The sequence below is a fragment of the Kitasatospora sp. NPDC051170 genome (assembly GCF_044455705.1).
GTDB lineage: Bacteria > Actinomycetota > Actinomycetes > Streptomycetales > Streptomycetaceae > Kitasatospora.
The window spans coordinates 35,076-53,571 of sequence record NZ_JBITFA010000005.1; the positions used below are offsets into that span (position 1 = coordinate 35,076).

Annotated in this window: 17 protein-coding genes and 3 tRNA genes; 12 read left to right on the forward strand and 8 right to left on the reverse strand. The window is 72.2% G+C overall.

Annotated elements, in window-relative coordinates; translation table 11 throughout:
* Nucleotides 1-75: 75 nt before the first annotated feature.
* From ACIBCA_RS13235 to ACIBCA_RS13260, 6 genes are all read left to right on the forward strand, one after another.
* Nucleotides 76-816 carry a DUF3566 domain-containing protein gene (locus tag ACIBCA_RS13235; protein WP_396282973.1) on the forward strand — a complete coding sequence of 247 codons (741 nt, stop codon included), beginning with the start codon at nt 76-78 and terminating at the stop codon, nt 814-816.
* 252 nt (nt 817-1,068) lie between these two features.
* Nucleotides 1,069-2,439: a class I SAM-dependent methyltransferase gene (locus ACIBCA_RS13240; protein ID WP_396282974.1), complete on the forward strand. Its 1,371-nt coding sequence runs from the start codon at nt 1,069-1,071 to the stop codon at nt 2,437-2,439.
* A gap of 16 nt (nt 2,440-2,455) precedes the next feature.
* A tRNA-Ile gene (locus tag ACIBCA_RS13245) sits at nt 2,456-2,532 on the forward strand.
* Nucleotides 2,533-2,648: 116 nt separating this feature from the next.
* A tRNA-Ile gene (locus tag ACIBCA_RS13250) sits at nt 2,649-2,722 on the forward strand.
* Nucleotides 2,723-3,045: 323 nt separating this feature from the next.
* On the forward strand, nt 3,046-3,174 hold the full coding sequence (locus ACIBCA_RS13255; RefSeq protein WP_014137031.1) for a DLW-39 family protein: 129 nt from the start codon (nt 3,046-3,048) through the stop codon (nt 3,172-3,174).
* 171 nt (nt 3,175-3,345) lie between these two features.
* Nucleotides 3,346-3,418, forward strand: a tRNA-Ala gene (locus ACIBCA_RS13260).
* 63 nt (nt 3,419-3,481) lie between these two features.
* On the opposite strand, the gene ACIBCA_RS13265 is transcribed toward ACIBCA_RS13260, so the two are convergent.
* A complete protein-coding gene (locus ACIBCA_RS13265; RefSeq protein WP_396282975.1) occupies nt 3,482-4,243 on the reverse strand; it encodes a DUF5324 family protein in 762 nt (253 codons plus the stop codon).
* A 176-nt stretch (nt 4,244-4,419) separates the two neighbouring features.
* On the opposite strand from ACIBCA_RS13265, the gene ACIBCA_RS13270 reads away from it, so the two are divergent.
* Nucleotides 4,420-5,307: a rhomboid family intramembrane serine protease gene (locus tag ACIBCA_RS13270; protein ID WP_396282976.1), complete on the forward strand. Its 888-nt coding sequence runs from the start codon at nt 4,420-4,422 to the stop codon at nt 5,305-5,307.
* Nucleotides 5,308-5,636: 329 nt separating this feature from the next.
* Here ACIBCA_RS13270 and crgA read toward each other — a convergent pair whose 3' ends face one another.
* Nucleotides 5,637-5,885: a cell division protein CrgA gene (gene crgA, locus ACIBCA_RS13275; protein WP_031067805.1), complete on the reverse strand. Its 249-nt coding sequence runs from the start codon at nt 5,883-5,885 to the stop codon at nt 5,637-5,639.
* A gap of 156 nt (nt 5,886-6,041) precedes the next feature.
* Here crgA and ACIBCA_RS13280 point away from each other — a divergent pair, with 156 nt between their 5' ends.
* The 5 genes from ACIBCA_RS13280 to ACIBCA_RS13300 all read left to right on the forward strand — a co-directional run bounded on the left by ACIBCA_RS13280 (nt 6,042) and on the right by ACIBCA_RS13300 (nt 9,701).
* On the forward strand, nt 6,042-6,815 hold the full coding sequence (locus ACIBCA_RS13280) for a DUF881 domain-containing protein (protein WP_396282977.1): 774 nt from the start codon (nt 6,042-6,044) through the stop codon (nt 6,813-6,815).
* A 69-nt stretch (nt 6,816-6,884) separates the two neighbouring features.
* Complete coding sequence (locus ACIBCA_RS13285) at nt 6,885-7,064, forward strand: hypothetical protein (RefSeq protein ID WP_396282978.1); 180 nt, start codon at nt 6,885-6,887, stop codon at nt 7,062-7,064.
* A gap of 56 nt (nt 7,065-7,120) precedes the next feature.
* Nucleotides 7,121-7,786 carry an aminodeoxychorismate/anthranilate synthase component II gene (locus ACIBCA_RS13290; RefSeq protein WP_396282979.1) on the forward strand — a complete coding sequence of 222 codons (666 nt, stop codon included), beginning with the start codon at nt 7,121-7,123 and terminating at the stop codon, nt 7,784-7,786.
* Between the two features lie 5 nt (nt 7,787-7,791).
* Nucleotides 7,792-8,847, forward strand: a complete 1,056-nt coding sequence (locus ACIBCA_RS13295) for a class E sortase (RefSeq protein WP_396282980.1) — start codon at nt 7,792-7,794, stop codon at nt 8,845-8,847.
* 29 nt (nt 8,848-8,876) lie between these two features.
* Nucleotides 8,877-9,701 carry a class E sortase gene (locus tag ACIBCA_RS13300; protein WP_396282982.1) on the forward strand — a complete coding sequence of 275 codons (825 nt, stop codon included), beginning with the start codon at nt 8,877-8,879 and terminating at the stop codon, nt 9,699-9,701.
* A 130-nt stretch (nt 9,702-9,831) separates the two neighbouring features.
* Here the strand turns inward: ACIBCA_RS13300 and pknB are convergent, their stop codons facing one another.
* The 6 genes from pknB to ACIBCA_RS13330 all read right to left on the reverse strand — a co-directional run bounded on the left by pknB (nt 9,832) and on the right by ACIBCA_RS13330 (nt 18,271).
* Nucleotides 9,832-11,913 carry a Stk1 family PASTA domain-containing Ser/Thr kinase gene (gene pknB / locus ACIBCA_RS13305; RefSeq protein ID WP_396282983.1) on the reverse strand — a complete coding sequence of 694 codons (2,082 nt, stop codon included), beginning with the start codon at nt 11,911-11,913 and terminating at the stop codon, nt 9,832-9,834.
* Nucleotides 11,914-12,175: 262 nt separating this feature from the next.
* Entirely contained in the window at nt 12,176-13,633 is a 1,458-nt protein-coding gene (locus tag ACIBCA_RS13310; protein WP_396282984.1) for a peptidoglycan D,D-transpeptidase FtsI family protein, read from the reverse strand.
* Nucleotides 13,630-15,006: an FtsW/RodA/SpoVE family cell cycle protein gene (locus ACIBCA_RS13315; RefSeq protein WP_396283268.1), complete on the reverse strand. Its 1,377-nt coding sequence runs from the start codon at nt 15,004-15,006 to the stop codon at nt 13,630-13,632. Before ACIBCA_RS13315 ends, ACIBCA_RS13310 begins: the two co-directional genes overlap by 4 nt.
* Before the next feature lie 151 nt (nt 15,007-15,157).
* Nucleotides 15,158-16,765: a PP2C family protein-serine/threonine phosphatase gene (locus ACIBCA_RS13320; protein WP_396282985.1), complete on the reverse strand. Its 1,608-nt coding sequence runs from the start codon at nt 16,763-16,765 to the stop codon at nt 15,158-15,160.
* A 53-nt stretch (nt 16,766-16,818) separates the two neighbouring features.
* Entirely contained in the window at nt 16,819-17,358 is a 540-nt protein-coding gene (locus tag ACIBCA_RS13325) for an FHA domain-containing protein (RefSeq protein ID WP_396282986.1), read from the reverse strand.
* 46 nt (nt 17,359-17,404) lie between these two features.
* Nucleotides 17,405-18,271, reverse strand: a complete 867-nt coding sequence (locus ACIBCA_RS13330; protein ID WP_396282987.1) for an FhaA domain-containing protein — start codon at nt 18,269-18,271, stop codon at nt 17,405-17,407.
* Nucleotides 18,272-18,496 lie beyond the last annotated feature (225 nt).

Below are 18,496 nucleotides of genomic sequence, written 5' to 3' on the forward strand. Positions count from 1 at the left end.
GGGCAATTCCGCCGGGTGCTGGATGACGAGTGACGGATCAGGGCACCGCCCTGGTGGGAAGTGCGGGAGGACCAGGTGAGTGGAGCCACGGGAGCTGCGGGAGGACCCTCCGGCGGCCGTCCGGGCACGCAGGGCGGGGGTTACGGCGCACCGCAGCCGCCGGCCGAGCACTCGGCCGCGTCCACCTCGCTGATGCCACCGGTCGGCGGGGCGGGCCAGACGTACGGCGGGCAGACGCCCCCGCCGCCGCCGAGCAGCCCGGCCCCCGGAGGGGGCGGCTTCTCGCAGCCGACGACGTACACCAAGGGCCAGCCGACCCCGGCCCGGGGCACCCGGACCTCGGGGAACACCCCGGCCGGCGGCACCCCCGTCCCCGGGGCCGCGCGTAGGCCCTCCGCCGCCCCGGCTCCGGCCGCGGTCGCGGGCGGTCTCGGCCGCACGCGCAAGGCCCGGCTGCGGGTGACCAAGATCGACCCGTGGTCGGTCATGAAGGTCAGCTTCCTGCTCGCCGTGGCGGTCGGGATCATCATCATCGTGGCCTCGGCCGTGCTGTGGATGACCCTGGACTCGCTCGGCGTCTTCGACTCGCTGACCAAGACCATGAAGGACGTCACCGGCGGCGGCGCGGAGAACGCCGGCAACCAGCTGAACCTGATGGACTACATCGGCTTCGGCAAGGTCATGATGTTCACCACCCTGATCGCCGTGGTCGACGTCGTCCTGCTGACGGCGCTGTCCACCCTCTCGGCGTTCATCTACAACGCCGCGGCCGGCTTCACCGGCGGCGTCGAGCTGACCCTCGCCGAGGAGGAGTGACCCCGGCCGGAAACTGACCACGGGTCAACCGGCCGTCCTCGAACGGAATGTGCGGGCCCCGCAGGCTGTTGCAGCCTGCGGGGCCCGTCGGCATTTCGGGTGACAGCCGGCCGCCCGCGGCGTGCCGCCCGGAAGCGGGCCGGCCGCGGTGGGCTTAGCTGGACGCCGCCTCCTGGGACTGCCGCAGGCCGCCCCCGGTCCGCTCGACCGGGTCGGGTGAGGTTCCGCAGAACGGCTGGACGGAGGCGCGCGGTGGCGAAGCTCGCAGGTCAACTGGTGGAGGCGCTGGAGGGGCTGCTGGGAGTCCCCGTACCGCTGCGGGTGCAGGCGTGGGACGGCAGCGTGGCCGGGCCGCCCGGGGCCCCCACGGTGGCCCTGCGCAACCGGAAGGCGCTGCGCCGCCTGCTCTGGCAGCCGGGCGAGTTGGGCCTGGCCCGGGCCTACGTCGCGGGGGACCTCGACGTCGCCCCCGGCAGCGACCTGTACGAGGTGCTCTCCGTCGTCGGCCGCTTCTCCGAGCGTCCCGAGATCCGCACCCTGCACCTCGGCCCGCGCCGGCTGCTCGGCCCCGAGGCCCGCAGGGCCCTCGGCGTCGCCCTGCGGGCCGGGGCGCTCGGCCCCGAGCCCGCCCTGCCGCCGGAGGAGGTCGGCCACGCCCGCGGCCGGCTGCACAGCCGCGGCCGCGACCGCGCGGCCATCAGCCACCACTACGACGTCGGCAACGACTTCTACGGCCTCGTGCTGGGCTCCTCGATGGTCTACTCGTGCGCGTACTGGACGCCGGAGGCCAAGAGCCTGGAGGACGCCCAGGAGGCCAAGCTCGACCTCATCTGCCGCAAGCTCGGCCTGCGGCCCGGGATGCGCCTGCTGGACGTGGGCTGCGGCTGGGGCTCGCTGCTGCTGCACGCGGCGCGGCACTACGGCGTCACCGCGGTGGGCGTCTCGATCTCCACCGAGCAGGTCGCGCTGGCCCGCCGCCGGATCGAGGAGGCGGGCCTGTCCGACCGGGTCGAGATCCGGCTGCAGGACTACCGGGAGATCGCCGACGGCCCGTTCGACGCGATCTCCAGCGTGGGCATGGCCGAGCACGTCGGCTCCGAGCAGTACCGGGTCTACGCCGAGGGCCTCCACGCGCTGCTGGCGCCCGGCGGCCGGCTGCTCAACCACCAGATCGCCCGCCGCCCCGACCACCCCGGCGAGCCCTACCGCAGCAGCCCCTTCATCGACCGCTTCGTCTTCCCGGACGGCGAGCTCTCCCCGGTCGGCTCCACGGTGGCCGTGCTGGAGGAGGCCGGCTTCGAGGTGCGCGACGTCGAGTCGCTGCGCGAGCACTACGGGCTGACCCTGCGCGAGTGGGTGGCCAACCTGGAGGCGCACTGGACGGAGGCCGTCGGCCTGGTCGGCCGGGGCCGGGCCCGGGTCTGGCGGCTGTACATGGCGGCCTCCGCGCTCGCCTTCGAGCAGAACCGGATCGGGGTCAACCAGATCCTCGCCGTCCGCAGCACCGAGGAGGGCGTGGCGGGCCTGCCGCAGACCCGGGAGGAGTGGCTGCGGCGGCCGAGCCGCAGGCCGGGGGGAGTGCCCGCCGATACGGATTTGGGGGATCGGCCGTCGGTCCGCTAATCTTTCAGTGCGGCAAGGGCCTATAGCTCAGACGGTTAGAGCGCTTCCCTGATAAGGAAGAGGCCACAGGTTCAAGTCCTGTTAGGCCCACCACCGCGAAGGGCCCGGAGCATCGCTCCGGGCCCTTCGGCGTTGCCGCGCTTCCGCCGCGCCACCGGGTGGAGGTGAATGCAGGGCGGATGTTCCGGTAATCTCTTGCCTCGCGACGAGGGCCTATAGCTCAGACGGTTAGAGCGCTTCCCTGATAAGGAAGAGGCCACAGGTTCAAGTCCTGTTAGGCCCACCGCATCCGAGGGGCCCGGAGCGATCCACAGTGATCCGTTCCGGGCCCCTCGGCGTTCCCCCCGGACGCCCGTCCGGCTGCCCGTCCGGGCGTCCGCGCGGGCCCGGGAGGATGTGGGCCGTCAATCCTCCGGCCGGGCCCGAGGGTTGGCCGTACGGCGGCTGGTCACGATTGGGACACCGGTGTGTATCATCGGCCGCAGGGCGGTCTGGCACCCGGCAGCCCGGTTCGCGCTCGAAACACATCTGGACTCGTCGGCCCGGTCATTCCGGCCGGAGCACCGGCTCTTGAGTCCGCCAACGCAAGAAGGACGAGGTCCCGCGGTGAAGAAGCTCCTCCTGGTCGCCCTGGTCGCCCTCGGCGGCTTCTTTGTCTACCGTCAGGTCCAGGCGGACCGCGCCGAGCAGGACCTGTGGACCGAGGCCACCGACCCGGTTCCGGCCGGCCGCTGAGCCCCCGGGCGATCTGACGATCGACGATCTTCGGAGGCGCCGTCCGCGCCTCCCGGACCGGCCGGTCCGGTCATACGACCTGACCGGCCGGTTCCTCTCCAGGGAAACGGCGCCGAGAACGGCGCCGGAACCCGGTACGCTAGTGCCCGTCGGCACGCGCGGTGCCGTCGAGGGGCATTAGCTCAGTTGGTAGAGCGCTGCCTTTGCAAGGCAGATGTCAGGAGTTCGAGTCTCCTATGCTCCACAGTGCGCCAAGGGCGGCTGACCTGCGATGACAGGTCAGCCGCCCTTCGCATGTCCGGGCCGGTCACCGGGGCTGCGGCCGGTCCCCGTCGTCCGTGCCGGGGTCCGTGCCGGAGTCCGTGCCGTCGCCCGTCCCGGCGTCCGCGGAGCGCTCGGGAGCGGTGCCGGCGGTGGGGGAGCCGTTCAGCGGGGCGGTGGCGGCGTGGGCGCCGGCCGGGTGGGGCGACTGCTCCTGCGGCGGCTCGACCAGCCACTCCGGGTTGCTGTGCCGCCGCCACCACTGCCAGGCCACCAGGCCCCCGCCGACCGCCAGCACGCCCGCCACGGCGAGGCCCGTGGTCCAGCCGCGGCAGCGGCGCTCCCGGCGGGCGTTGCGGGCGGCGAGGCCGCTGATCTCGGCGGAGCTGACGTGGCCCTGGAGGGCGGTCAGCGCGGCGGCGCCCCGGCTCTGGGCCTCCTGGGCGACGGGAGTGACCGCGGCGCGGGCCTCCTCGACCGCCTGGAGGACCCTGGGGGCCACGGTGGAGCGCGCCTGGTCGGCTGCGCGTCCGGCGGACACCCGGGCCGCCAGGGCGGCCTCCTGGGCCCGGTGGAGGGCCTTGAGGGCGTTCTGCTGGGCCTCCGGTGGCAGCGAGGCGAAAGCCTGGCCGACCTGTGGGGCGAGGTGCCGGCCGTACTGGACGCGGAGGGCGTGGGCGGCCTGGCCGGCCTTGGGGCCGAGGGCGTCCAGGGCGGGGCCGAGGCGCTGCCGGGCGCCGTCCGCGAAGTGGGCGGCGGTGTCCATGGTCCTGGTGGCGGTCTCGCGGGCCGTGTCCGTCAGGGTCACGAGTTCTCTCCTCCTCGGTGGCGTCCTCAATGCACTTATCCACCTGAATGCTGATCATGCATCCGTGTTCGTCCGGCGGCATGCCGGAGTGGGCCGTACGCGAGCCGCGGAGACGTCCGGAAGCGCCGCGGGCGCCGCAGTAGGCTGGCTGCCTCCGTACGGAAGGGGAACGGCCGATGAGCCCGGAGGACCGACCGGCGGGGAGCGGGCCGCAGGCCGCGCTGCCCGGCTGCTACCGGCACCCGGGGACGGAGACCGGGGTGTCCTGCACCCGCTGCGAGCGCCCGATCTGCCCGCAGTGCATGGTGACCGCCTCGGTGGGCTTCCAGTGCCCCGAGTGCGTCGGCCGGGGCCACACCGGGGCGCGGCGGGCGACCACCCGGTTCGGCGGCGTGCCGGTCGCGGACGGCGCCCTCGTCACCCGGCTCCTGATCCTGGCCAACCTGCTGGTCTGGGTGCTGGCCGCCTACGTGTTCACGCCGCAGCTGGACCGGGTCTGGTCGCTGTACAGCGTCGGGCTGCACCGCAACGGCCCGGAGGGCGTCGCGGAGGGGCCGGACCAGTGGTACCGGCTGCTGACCGCCACCTTCCTGCACGTGGAGTGGTGGCACATCGGCACCAACATGCTGGCCCTGCTGGTGCTCGGCCCCGCGCTGGAGGAGGCGCTCGGCCGGCTGCGCTTCCTCGGGCTCTACCTGCTGGCGGGCCTGGGCGGCAGCACCCTGGGCTTCCTGATCGACGGCGACTGGCTGAACTCGCGGGGGGCCTCCGGCGCGATCTTCGGCCTGATCGGCGCCACGGTGGTGCTGCAGCTGCGGACGAAGGGCCCGCTCGGCCCGGTGCTGGCGCTGCTGGTCTTCAACGCGATCGTCACCTACTCGCGCCGGGACGCGATCGACTGGCGGGCCCACCTCGGCGGTCTGCTGCTGGGCGCCCTGGTGGCCGTCGGCCTGATGTACGCCCCGCGCGAGCGCCGGGGCCTGGTGCAGGGGCTGACGGTGGTGGCCGCGCTGGCGGTGGAGGCCGGAATGCTGGCGATCGGGATGGGCCTGTACGGCGGGTGACGCCAGGGCGGTTGTCCACAGCGGGTGCGGGGCCGGGCACGTGCTGTGCGCCGGCCCGGGTGCGGACAGTTGTTCTACGCGTGTTCCGCTGTGCGGTTCCGGTGGCCCCCGGGCCTCGTCCACAGCTGTGGACGGGCGGGACCCGGGAAGTTATCCACAGGCTGGGGAGACTTTTCCCCAGTGTGGATAACCATGTGGATAAACCTGATGATCCGACTGTGGAGATGGCCGGGCGGCCGCGTCCGGACACGACCGACCGCCGCTCCGGGTCGAGCACGGTCCGGAGCGGCGGTGGGGGTCCGAGGACGGGCCTCAGGAGGAGCGGAGCGTCACTTCCACTGGGTGGAGACGCCGAAGCCGGCGGCGATGAAGCCGAAGCCGACCAGGATGTTCCAGTTCCGCCAGCTCTCGACCGGGTAGGAGCCGCTGGTCACGTAGTAGGTCACGATCCACACCAGCCCGATCAGGAACAGTGCCAGCATCAGCGGTGCGACCCAACTACGGCCCGAGCTGATCTTCACCGCGGTCGTGGTCGGCGGTGTGTAGTCGGACTTCTTGCGGAGTCGAGACTTCGGCACGAGGGGATCTCCTGTCGATGCGCTGTGAGACCGCGCAGAGGTGCAGCGGGTGAGTCGGTCCGGCGGTCGGTGGTCGAGAGGGCCTGGGCCCCCCGCACGTGCAACCGGCGTCCGTTAGCGTAGTGGCTCGGCGGGTCTCAAGGAGATAAGGGTACGGTGACTAATTTGTCGATTCCCCCTGAGAGGGCCGGTACCCGCCGCTCCGGCACCCGAATTGTCGGACGTGCCCTGACCTGCACCGTCTTCGCGCTCGCCGGACTGCTCTTCTACGTCAGCGCGCAGACCGCCCGCGGCACCGACCTGCGCACCGACAACTCCCTCCTCAGCCTCGGCGACGTCATCCGCCAGCGCAGCAACCAGAACCAGCAGGCCCAGGCCCAGCTGGCCGACCTCCAGGCCCAGGAACAGCACCTCACCGAGCAGCAGGGCCACAGCCCCGCCGAGGCCGCCAGGCTCGACGGCCTGCGGCTCGGCGCGGCCCTCGAGCCGCTCCAGGGCGGCGGCCTGACCGTCACCCTCAACGACGCCCCGCCCAACGCCACCGCCCGGGTGCCCGGCGTCCCCGAGCCCGGCGTCAACGACCTGGTCATCCACCAGCAGGACATCCAGGCCGTCGTCAACGCGATGTGGCGCGGAGGAGCCGAAGGGGTCCAGGTGATGGACCAGCGGCTGATCTCCACCAGCGCCGTGCGCTGCGTCGGCAACACCCTGCTGCTCCAGGGCCGGGTCTACTCCCCGCCGTACGTCATCAGGGCCGTGGGGAAGACGGACGCCCTGCGCGGGGCCGTCGAGGCGGACCCGACGATCCGCACCTACCTCAAGTACGTCCAGGCGTACGGACTCGGCTGGAAGGTCCAGGAGAGCGGGGACCTCACCCTCCCCGGCTACTCCGGTACCACCGAGCTGCATTCGGCGAGCGGTCAGCAGTAGCGGGACCGGCCTCGACCCCTTCGGGCGCGGGTCTACTCTTGATCCCAGTCCGCTACGCGAGGGAGCACCATGTACAGCTGGATCTGGCGTCACCTGCCGGGGAACGCCCTGGTCCGGGCCGTCATCTCGCTGCTCCTCGTCGTGGGGATCGTCTACCTCCTCTTCACCTACGTCTTCCCGTGGGCGGAACCGCTGCTCCCCTTCGGTGACGTCACAGTGGACGGCGGCGACGGGGCCGCGGTCGGCTGAACCGGCGGCCCCGGCACTTCCATCCAGCACCGCATCCCCACGGAGACCACGCGCGCATGAGCAGCCAGCCGAACCCGCCCCGCATCCTGGTGGTGGACAACTACGACAGCTTCGTCTTCAACCTGGTGCAGTACCTGTACCAGTTGGGCGCCACCTGCGAGGTCGTGCGCAACGACGAGGTGACCGTCGAGCACGCCGTGCGCCGCGACGGCGACGCGGGCTTCGACGGAGTGCTGCTCTCCCCCGGGCCCGGGTCGCCCGAGGAGGCCGGGGTCTGCATCGAGATGGTGCACCACTGCGCGGGGATCGGGCTGCCGGTGTTCGGCGTCTGCCTGGGCCTGCAGTCGATCGCCGTCGCGTACGGCGCGGTGGTCGGCCGGGCGCCGGAGCTGCTGCACGGCAAGACCTCCGCGGTCGAGCACGGGGACACCGGGGTGTTCGCGGGCCTGCCCTCGCCGCTGACCGCGACCCGCTACCACTCGCTGGCCGTCGACCCGGCCACCGTCCCCGCGGAGCTCGAGGTCACCGCCCGGACGGTGGAGAGCGGCGTCATCATGGGCCTGCGGCACCGCGAACTCCCCGTCGAGGGCGTGCAGTTCCACCCCGAGTCGGTGCTCACCGAGGGCGGCCACCGGATGCTCGCCAACTGGCTGGCGGACTGCGGGGACCCGCGGGCCGTGGACCGGTCGGCCGGGCTCGCCCCGGTGATCGGCCGAGGCTGAACGGCGTGACCACGCTGCGTCCGGAGGGGCGCTACCAGCCGCAGGCGCAGGAGCGGCCTCACGGGGAGCCCCAGGGCCTCGGCCCGGACCCGTACGGCGTCCCGCAGGCGGCCGGATCCCCCGAGGACGCCTGGGGCGTGTACGAGCAGGCTGAGCAGCCCGCCGCGGACGGCCCCGAGTACCCCTGGCTGCCGGACCAGACGCTGCAGCTGCGGCTGCCCGCCGACCTCGCGGGCGCCGCGGCCGAGCCCGCCCCGCCCACCGGCGGCCGGGCCGAGCGCCGGCGCGCCGCGAAGGGCCGTACGGCCGTCCGCTCGGGCCACGGACGGCGCCGGGCGCGCGGCAGGGCGGCGGCGGGGCCGCGGCCCAAGGAGTCGCCCCTGGTGCTGGTGGCGCGGTTCGTCGGCGAGTCCTGCATCACGCTGGGCGTGGTGATGCTGCTGTTCGTCGCGTACCAGCTCTGGTGGACCAACGTGCAGGCGGACCAGGCCGCGAGCGACGCCCGCGACCAGCTGGAGCAGCAGTTCGACCAGACCCCCAAGCCGGGGCAGCCCGCGCCGGACCCGAACAAGCCCGAGGTGTTCGCCCCGGGCAAGGGCTTCGCGATCATCTACCTGCCCAAGCTGGGCCTCAAGTTCCCCATCGCCGAGGGGACTTCGAAGTCGGCGGTGCTGGACAACGGCCTGGTCGGCCACTACACCGGCACCGGCATGCCGGCCGACAAGGCGGGCAACTTCGCGCTGGCCGCGCACCGCAACACCCACGGCGAGCCGTTCCGGTACATCAACAAGCTCGACAAGGGCGACAAGATCATCGTCGAGACGGCCACCGCGTACTACACGTACGAGGTCACCAGCGGGATCCCGGAGACCTCCCCCAGCAACGTGAGCGTGATCAAGCCGGTGCCCACCGGCGCCGGATACCCGGGCCCGGGCCGCTACATCACGCTGACCACGTGCACCCCGGAGTTCACCTCCAAGTTCCGCCTCATCGTCTTTGGCAAGATGACGGAGGAACGGCCGCGCAGCCAGGGCAAGCCGGCTGCGATCGCGGGCGGGTAGCCGCCCGGCACGGAGGGGGAGCACCACAGATGCAGGACGACGGCGCCGGACGATCGGCCGAGGCCGGTCGGGAAGCCTTCCCGCCGCCCGAGGAGGCCCCGCCGCCCGCGCGCCGGCGTCGCGGTGCCGCACTGGCCGCGCTGGGCGTCCTCGGCGAGCTGCTGATCACCCTGGGGCTCGTCCTCGGCCTGTTCGTCACCTACTCGCTGTGGTGGACCAACGTCCAGGCCGACCGGGCCTCCTCGGCCGCCGCGGACAAGCTGCGCGACTCCTGGGCCGCCCCGGGCGGCTCCCCCGTCCCGAGCCCCGGCGCCAGCTCCGGCGCGACCCCCGGAGCCCCGGCCGACGCGCGGCAGTTCGCGGCGGGGGAGGACGTCGGCTTCCTGCACGTCCCGTCGATGGGCGCGGACTTCCAGGTGCTGATCCGGATGGGCACCTCCACCGCCGTGCTGGACGAGGGTGTGGCGGGGGTCTACGAGCAGCCGTACAAGGCCGCGATGCCCTGGGACCAGAGCGGCAACTTCGCGCTGGCCGCCCACCGGGACGGCCACGGCGCCAAGTTCCACGACCTGGACGCCGTGAACAAGGGCGACGCGATCGTCGTGGAGACCAAGGACAAGTGGTACGTCTACAAGGTCGACGACACCCTGGCGGAGACCTCCAAGTACGACACCGGCATCGTCGCCCCCGTCCCGGCCCGCTCCGGCTACACCGCCCCCGGCCGGTACATCACCCTGACGACCTGCACCCCGGTCTACACCTCGCGCTACCGGATGGCCGTCTGGGGCAGCCTGGTGCGCGTGGACGACGTGGACGCCGGGCGCACCCCGCCGCCGGAGCTGCGGCACTCCTGAGCGCGTGAGGAACGGACGAACGCCCGAGGGCCCGCCGCGAGCGATCGCGACGGGCCCTCGGGCGTTCCCCCGGCCTCAGAAGCTCTCGGAGGTTCTCAGAGGTTCTCAGAACCAGGGGAAGACGGGCGGCTTAGGGGTTCCCTTTGGTGGGGTCCCCCCCTTTGGTCGGATCGCCGGGCCGGGTCACCACCTGGACCACCGTGTTGGGGTCGACCATCGCCCCGGCCTGCGGGTTGATCTGCTGGATGATCACCGCGTCCGGGGACTGCGGGCCGCCGACCACCTGGTACGTCAGGCTGACCTTGGCCAGCTGGGGTCCGGCGTCCGACAGCTTGACGTTGACCAGCGGCGGGACCTGCACCTTCTCCGGCGCCTTGTAGATCGTCAGCGAGATCTTGGTGTTGGCCGCCGCCTTGGTGCCCGCCTGGACCGACTGCTGGGCCACGGTGTTGGCCTTGGTCGGGTCGTTGGTCGTCGTGGTCTTCGACGCGTCCACCTGGAAGCCCGCGCTCTGCAGCTGGTTGACCGCGTCGTCCTTCTGCTGGCCGACCACGTTCGGCACGGACACCTTCGACTTGCCCTGCGAGACGGTCAGCTTGACCGGAGTGCTCGGGTCGGCGTTGGAGCCCGCCGCCGGGTCCTGGGAGATGACGGTCTCCTGGGCGGCGGTGTCGTCGTCCTTGTACTCGGTGGTGACGTTGGTGAAGCCCGCGTCGGACAAGGCCTTGGTGGCCTGGTCCTTGGGCTTGCCGGTCACCGTCGGAACCGGGGTCTTGGCGGGGCCGGAGGAGAGCTGCACCGTGATGGTGGCGTTCTCCACGACCTGGCCGCCGGCCGTCGGGTTCTGGGTGCAGACCTGGTCCTTCTTGATGTTGGCGTCCGGGCAGGCGATCTTGTCGCCCTCCGTCACGACCAGCTTGGACCCGGCCGCCGCCGCGGCGGTCTTGGCGTCCGGGAGGGTCTTGCCGACCAGGTTCGGGGCGGTGACCTTCGCGGCGTCCTTCTTGTCGGCGAACATCGCCTGGGCGACGAAGAAGGTGCCCACCAGGACCAGCACGGCGGCGATCGCCAGCAGGATCCAGGAGGTGTTGCTCTTCTTCGGCTGCGCGCCGCGGCGGCCGCCCGGGCCGTCGTCCTGCCCGCCGCCCTGGCCGCCGGCGTAGGTCTGGCCGTAGTCGTCCTGGTAGCCGCCCTGCTGGCCGTAGCCGCCCTGGCCGCCGGCCTGCGGCAGCACCGTGGTCTGGGCGCCGCCGGGCTGCTGGGGCAGGACGTTGGTCTGGCCGTACGGGTCGTGCTGCTGTGGGTAGCCGTTCTGGTCGTAGCCGTAGCCGCCCATGCCGTACGCGGCGGCCTGCTGAGCCGCGGCCACCGGCAGGCCGTCGAGGAAGCGCTCGATGTCGTCGCGCATCTCGTCGGCGCTCTGGTAGCGGTAGTCCCGCTCCTTGGCGAGCGCCTTGAGCACGATCGCGTCGACCTCGGGGCGCACCTCGGGGTCGAAGACGGACGGCGGCTGCGGCTCCTCCCGGACGTGCTGGTAGGCCACCGCGACCGGGGAGTCGCCGACGAACGGCGGGCGGACGGTCAGCAGCTCGTAGAGCAGGCAGCCGGTGGAGTACAGGTCGGAGCGGGCGTCGACCTGCTCGCCCTTGGCCTGCTCGGGGGAGAGGTACTGGGCGGTGCCGATGACGGCCGAGGTCTGCGTCATGGTCATCCCGGCGTCGCCCATCGCGCGGGCGATGCCGAAGTCCATGACCTTGACGTTGCCCTGCCGGGTCAGCATCACGTTGGCCGGCTTGATGTCGCGGTGGACGATGCCCGCCCGGTGCGAGTACTCCAGGGCCTGGAGGATGCCGATGGTCATCTCCAGCGCCCGCTCGGGCAGCAGCCGGCGGCCGGAGTGCAGCAGTTCGCGAAGCGTCGAACCCTCGACGTACTCCATCACGATGTACGGGATGGAGATGCCGTCGATGTAGTCCTCGCCCGTGTCGTACACGGCGACGATCGCGGGGTGGTTCAGTGAGGCCGCCGACTGTGCCTCGCGGCGGAAACGGGCCTGGAACGACGGGTCACGGGCCATGTCGGCCCGGAGCGTCTTCACGGCGACGGAACGGCCGAGCCGGGTGTCATGGGCGAGGTACACCTCGGCCATGCCGCCGCGTCCGAGGACGCCGCCGAGCTCGTACCTGCCGCCGAGGCGACGAGGCTCTTCCATAGTTCCGACCCTCTCCCTCACCCGCCGGTGAGGTTGTCACGTAGGTGTCCCCGCACGCTCCAGGTGACGCCGCGCGGCCCGGGGCCGGTTCTCCGGCCGGGCCGTGCACCACCTCGCGGGCGGCAACGGGCACACCCGCTGCTGGCGGATACGCTACCGGTCGCCGCGCGCCGGACCGGAGTCCACGGTAGGCCGATACCAGACCGGTATCCGGACGGGGGTGCCGATCGTGACATTCCCCTCACTCCCGGCACGGCGTGCGCTACTTGCCGAGCGCCGTCTGCATGACCGCCTTGGCGATCGGCGCGGCGAGGCGGCCGCCGCTGATGCCGTCGCGGTTCTGGGAGCCGTCCTCGACCACCACGGCGACCGCGACCGACTGGCCGTCCGCCGTCTTGGCCCAGGAGGTGAACCAGGCGAAGGGCAGTCCGGCGTTGTCCTCGCCGTGCTGCGCCGTGCCGGTCTTGCCGCCGACCTGGATGCCGGGGATGCGGGCGTTCTTGCCGGTGCCGTTCTCGACCACCGAGACCATCAGGTCCTGCATCTTCTGCGCGGTGGCCGGGCTCATCGCCTGGGAGAACTGCTTCTCGGTGTGCTTGGAGATGGTGGTCAGCGAGGCCGAGCGCTCCTGGTCGACCAGGTAGGGCTGCATCAGGCTGCCGTTGTTGGCGATGGCGGCGGCCACCATCGCCATCTGCAGCGGGGTGGCGCGGGTGTCGTGCTGGCCGATCGAGTCCTGGGCGGTCTGGTCCAGGCTGGGGCTGTCCGGGAAGATGCTCTTCTCGGAGCGGACCGGGGTGTCCAGGGTGCTGTTGAAGCCGAACTTCTCGGCCTGCGCCCGCATCTTCTCCTTGCCCAGGTCCGCGCCCATCTTGGCGAAGACCGTGTTGCAGGACTGGTCCATGCCGGACTTGACGGTGGCGTTCTCGCAGCGCTCGTCCGGGCTCTCGTTCTTCAGCACGGTCTCGGTGCCGGGCAGCTTGTACGGGTCCGGCGTCGTCGTGGCGTCACCGGTGTTCTGGTACAGGCCGTTCTCGAACGCCGCGGTCGCGGTGACCAGCTTGAAGGTCGAGCCGGGCGGATAGGTCTCGCGCAGCGCCCGGTTGAGCAGCGGCTTGTTCGCGTCCGCGTTGAGGTCGGTCCACGCCTTCTTGTCGCCGTCCTCGCCGCCGGCGAAGGTGCCCGGGTCGTACGAGGGGGTGGAGACCAGGGCCAGGATCGCGCCGGTCTTCGGGTCGAGCGCGACCACCGCGCCCTTCTTGTCGCCGAGGCCGTCGAAGGCGGCCTTCTGGACCTTGGCGTTGATGGTCGTGACGACGTCGCCGCCGCGCTTCTCGCCGCCGGTCAGCATGTCCAGGGTGTTGCGGAAGAACAGCCGGTCGTCGGAGCCGGAGAGGATGCCGTCCTCGAGGTTCTCCAACTGGCTGGAGCCGTACGCCTGGGAGGAGTAGCCCGTCACCGGGGCGTACATCGGGCCCTCGTTCCAGGACCGCTTGTACTTGTAGCGCAGGCCGTTGACGAAGTCGGACTTCGTCACGGGCTGGCCGCTGACGATGATGTTGCCGCGCGGGTGGGCGTAGCGGTCGTACAGCTGGCGCTTGTTGTTCTTGTCACTGGCCCAGGCGTCGGCCTGGACGCCCTGGACCCAGTTGGTGCGCACCATCAGGGCCAGGATCAGCACGAGGCAGAAGATCGAGACCCGGCGGATCGGTTTGTTCATCGGGCGGGTCCTCCCCGGCTCTCGGTGGCGGGGGCGGGTTCGGCCCCCGGGCGGCGGGCGCTGTCGCTGATCTTGAGCAGGATCGCGATGAGCGCCCAGTTGGCCACCACGGACGAACCGCCCTGGGCCAGGAACGGCATGGTCATACCGGTCAGCGGGATCAGCCCGGTGACGCCGCCGGCGACGACGAAGACCTGCAGGGCCATCGCCGAGGCCAGGCCCACCGCGAACAGCTTGCCGAACGGGTCGCGGGCGGCGAGCGCCGTGCGCAGGCCGCGCTGCACCAGCAGGCCGTACAGCAGGAAGATCGCCATCAGGCCGGTGAGCCCCAGCTCCTCGCCGAAGGAGCCGAGGATGAAGTCGCTCTTCGCGGCGAACTGGATCAGCCAGGAGCGGCCCTGGCCGAGGCCGGAGCCGGTGACGCCGCCGGAGCCGAGGGCCATCAGCGACTGGCCGATCTGCTCGGTCGAGCCCGCCGGCCGGTTCGGGCCGAAGGCGGCCATCGGGTCCAGCCAGGCGTCGATGCGGACCTTGACGTGGCTGGTGGTCATCGCCACCGCGACCGCGCCGCCGACCGACATCAGCAGGCCGAAGAGGATCCAGCTGGTCCGCTCGGTGGCGACGTAGAGCATCACCACGAACAGGCCGAAGAACAGGAAGGAGGTGCCCAGGTCGTTCTCGAAGACCAGGATCAGCAGGCTGAGCAGCCAGACCACGATGATCGGGCCGAGGTCGCGCCCGCGCGGCAGGTACAGGCCCATGAAGCGGCGGCTGGCCAGGGCGAGGGCGTCGCGCTTGACCATCAGGTAGCCGGCGAAGAACACGGTCAGGATGATCTTGGCGAACTCGCCGGGCTGGATGGAGAAGCCGCCCAGGCGGATCCAGATCTTGGCGCCGAAGTCCTCCGCCCGGGCGGGGAAGAAGGCCGGGGCGGCGAGCAGGACGATGGCCGCCACCATCGAGATGTAGGTGTAGCGCTGGAGGACCCGGTGGTCCTTGAGGAACACCATCACGCCGATGAACAGCGCCACCCCGAGGCCCGACCACATCAGCTGGTTGCTGGCCGCCGCGAAGTTGGCGGGCAGCAGCTTGCCGGCCTTGTCCAGGCGCCAGATCATCACCACGCCCAGCCCGTTCAGCAGGGTCGCGATCGGCAGTATCAGCGGGTCCGCGTACGGCGCGAAGCGGCGCACCAGCAGGTGCGCGACCAGCGCCAGCGCGCCCATGCCGAGGCCGTAGCCGAGCATGCCGGCGGGCAGTCCGCCGTCCATCGCCAGGCCCACGTTGGCGTAGGCGAGCATCGGCAGCACGACGGCGAAGGCCAGCAGCCCCAGCTCCGTGTTGCGCCGGTTCGGCGCGCCCTGCGGGGAGATCGTGGTGTTCGTCCGCCGCCGGGTGGCGGCCCGGCGGCGGCCGGTGTCGCCGCCGACGCTGCCGCCGACGTCGCCGCTGAGGTCGTAGCTGCTCACCGGGCCACCGCCTCCCGGTGGTTCCCGGGGGCGGTTGCCTGGATGATCACGGGCGTCACGGCTTCGGGCAGGATTCGGCCTTGGTCTTGTCCGACTCGCTCAGCGGCGGCGCCGTCTGCTGCTGCTCCGCGGGGGCCGGGGCGGCGGTCGCCGGCGGGGTGGCGCCCTGCGCCGGAGCGGTGGCGGTCGCGGTCGGGGCGGAGGGGGAGGCCGACGGGGTGTGGGCGCTCTTCTCCGGGGTGGGCGTGACCGCCGAGTACGAAGCCTGGGTCGGCTGTGCCGGCGGGGTCGCCTTGCCGGCGCCCTGGTCCCTGACCTGCTGGCACAGCTTGACCCAGCCCTCGAGCTCCTGGAGCTTCGGGTCGGCGTCCTGCAGGCTGCTGAGGGTGATGGTCTTGTTCACCACCGCCCGCTGGTCCTTCGGCAGGAGGTCCAGCTTGATGTCGGTGTGCGAGTCGTGGACCGAGGACAGGTTCAGGCCGGCCAGGTTCTGGTTGACGCCCTGGTAGACGGCGACGTGGTCGCCCTCCTCGCCGATGTAGTACTGGCCCTGCGTCCACTGGTAGCCGAAGAACCCGGCGCCGCCGAGCAGGCCCAGGGTGATCAGCACGGCCAGCGGGACGGCCAGGCGGCGCTTGCGCTTCGGGGGCTCCTCGTCGAAGTCCTCGGTGCCGTACACCGAGGCCTCGGTGGGCTCCTGCCCGTCGTACTCGCCGGTGTAGCCCGGGGCGGGGCCGAAGTCGCCCTGGGGGGCGCCGTAGCCGGCGTCGTAGCCCTCGGCCGGGCCGAAGGTGCCCTGGGGGTTGCGACCCAGCCCGGCGGCGCGGCCGGCCGGGGTGTCGGCGACGGCGTGGTCGGCGGCCGAGGAGGGCGGGGTGTCGGCGACGGCGCCGACGACCACCGGGACGTCGTTGAACCGGCCGCTCATGGTGTCGGTGGCGCCGACGTCGATGACGTCCGCGACGATGCAGGTGATGTTGTCCGGGCCGCCGCCGCGCAGCGCGAGCTGGATCAGCTCCTGCACGGTCTGCTCGGGCGAGTAGTAGCTGCCCAGGGTGTCCTGGAGGGTCTGGTGGCTCACCGGGCCGGAGAGGCCGTCCGAGCAGATCAGGTAGCGGTCGCCGGCCCGGACCTCGCGGATCGACAGGTCGGGCTCGACCTGGCCGCGGCCGTCCAGCGCCCGCATCAGCAGCGAGCGCTGCGGGTGGGTCTCGGCCTCCTCGGGCGTGATCCGGCCCTCGTCGACCAGGCGCTGCACCCAGGTGTGGTCCACGGTGATCTGCGCCAGCGAGCCGTCGCGCAGCAGGTAGGCGCGGGAGTCGCCGACGTGCACCAGGCCCATCCGCTGGCCCGTCCACAGCATGGCGGTGAGCGTGCAGCCCATGCCCTCCAGCTGAGGGTCCTCCTCGACCATCTGCCGGAGCCGGTCGTTGGCGCCCTGGACGGCGTCGCCCAGCAGGGTCAGCAGGTCGGCGCCCGGCACGTCCTCGTCCAGGCGGACGATCGAGCCGAGCACCTCGGAGGACGCGACCTCGCCGGCCGCGGCGCCGCCCATGCCGTCGGCCACGGCCAGCAGCCGCGGCCCGGCGTAGCCGGAGTCCTCGTTCCCTTCCCGGATCAGTCCCTTGTGGGAGCCGGCGGCGAAGCGCAGCACCAGGGTCATGCGACCTGTGCCCCCCTCTGGGTCATGGACGGGATGCTTGCCCTCATGCGCTACTACTTCCGCAGTTCGATGACGGTCCTGCCGATACGGATCGGCATGCCCGGCTGGAGCGGGGTGGGCGCGGTCAGGCGCTGCCGGTCCAGATAGGTGCCGTTGGTGGAGCCTAGATCCTCGACCGTCCACTGCCCAGTCTGATCCTGATAGATCCTGGCATGGCGGGAGGACGCGTAGTCGTCGTCCAGCACGATCGTGGAGTCGTGCGCGCGGCCCAGCGTGATGGTCTGGCCCTGCAGCGCGACGGTGGTCCCGGCGAGCGAGCCCGCGACCACGACCAGCTGGGTCGGGCCGCTCGCGCGGCGACGGCCGCCGCCGCCCTGGGTCTGGCCACCGGCGTTGCCGGCCGGGGGCGGGGTGGCGCCCCGCCCGGCCGGCTGGGTCTGCTGGACGGGGGTGGTGGCGCCGCGGCGGGAGCTGCGGGGGTTCACCTTGGTGCCGAAGAGGTCGCTGCGGATCACCTGGATCGCGACGATGACGAACAGCCACAGCACGGCCAGGAACCCCAGCCGCATGACCGTGAGGGTCAGTTCTGACATGACCGTCCCGCCAGTCGGTGAGCGAGGCGCGCGAACAACTCGGACACTACCCTTCGACCTGCCGGTAGACGATGGTGGTGGAACCCACGACGATGCGGGAGCCGTCGCGGAGCGTAGCGCGCTGGGTGTGCTGTCCGTCCACCACGATGCCGTTGGTGGAACCCAGGTCGAGGACCATCGAAGGGGTGCCGGGGCGGATCTCGGCGTGCTTGCGGGAGACCCCGGGATCGTCGATCCGCACGTCGGCCTCGGTCGAGCGGCCGAGCACGCAGGCGGAGCCGGAGATCTGGTGGCGGGCGCCGTTCACCTCGACCCAGCGGCGCATCGAGGTGCCGTGGCCGGCGCCGGGGAAGGCGCGGACGTTGCCGCCGGCGGGTGCGGGCGGGGCCGGGGGCATCGCGGGGGGCGCGGCGGGCGGCGGGGGCGTGCCGTACGAGCCGGCGCCCTGCTGCTGCCACGGTGCGCCGGGGGCCGGGGCGGCCGGCGGGCGGTCGTAGCCGGGCGTCTGCGGGGCGGCGTACTGCTGCGGCTGGGGCTCCTCGGCCGCCAGGGTGCGGCTGCGCACCCGGTACAGGCCCGTGTCCAGGTCGTCGGCCTTCTCCAGGTTCACCTGGAGCGGGCCCATGAAGGAGTACCGCTGGGCCTCGGCGTACTCGCGGACCATGCCGGCCAGCTCGCTGCCCAACTGCCCGGAGTAGGGGCTGAGCCGCTCGTGGTCGTGCGGGCTGAGCTCGACGATGAAGTCGTTCGGGACGACGGTGCGGTCGCGGTTCCAGATGCTCGCGTTGTTGTCGCACTCGCGCTGCAGCGCTCCGGCGATCTCCACGGGCTGGACCTCGGACTTGAACACCTTGGCGAAGGTGCCGTTGACGAGACCCTCCAGCCGCTGCTCGAACTTCTTCAGCATCCCCATGGGGCACCCCCTTCCAGGGTCCGTTCGCCTGCCCGCCGACCGATTCCGGCCCGGGGGCCGGTCGCGCCTACTTGCGGTACTTCCGTACTGATCGTATCCACGCCGGGCCCTTCCGTACGGTTCCCGGACCGCGTGGTGCCCGGGGGTGGGCTCGGACACACAGGGTGACGCATGTCCGGGTCGGCACGCCAGGTCTGCCCGCCCGGGTGGCCCGCCATCCCCCGC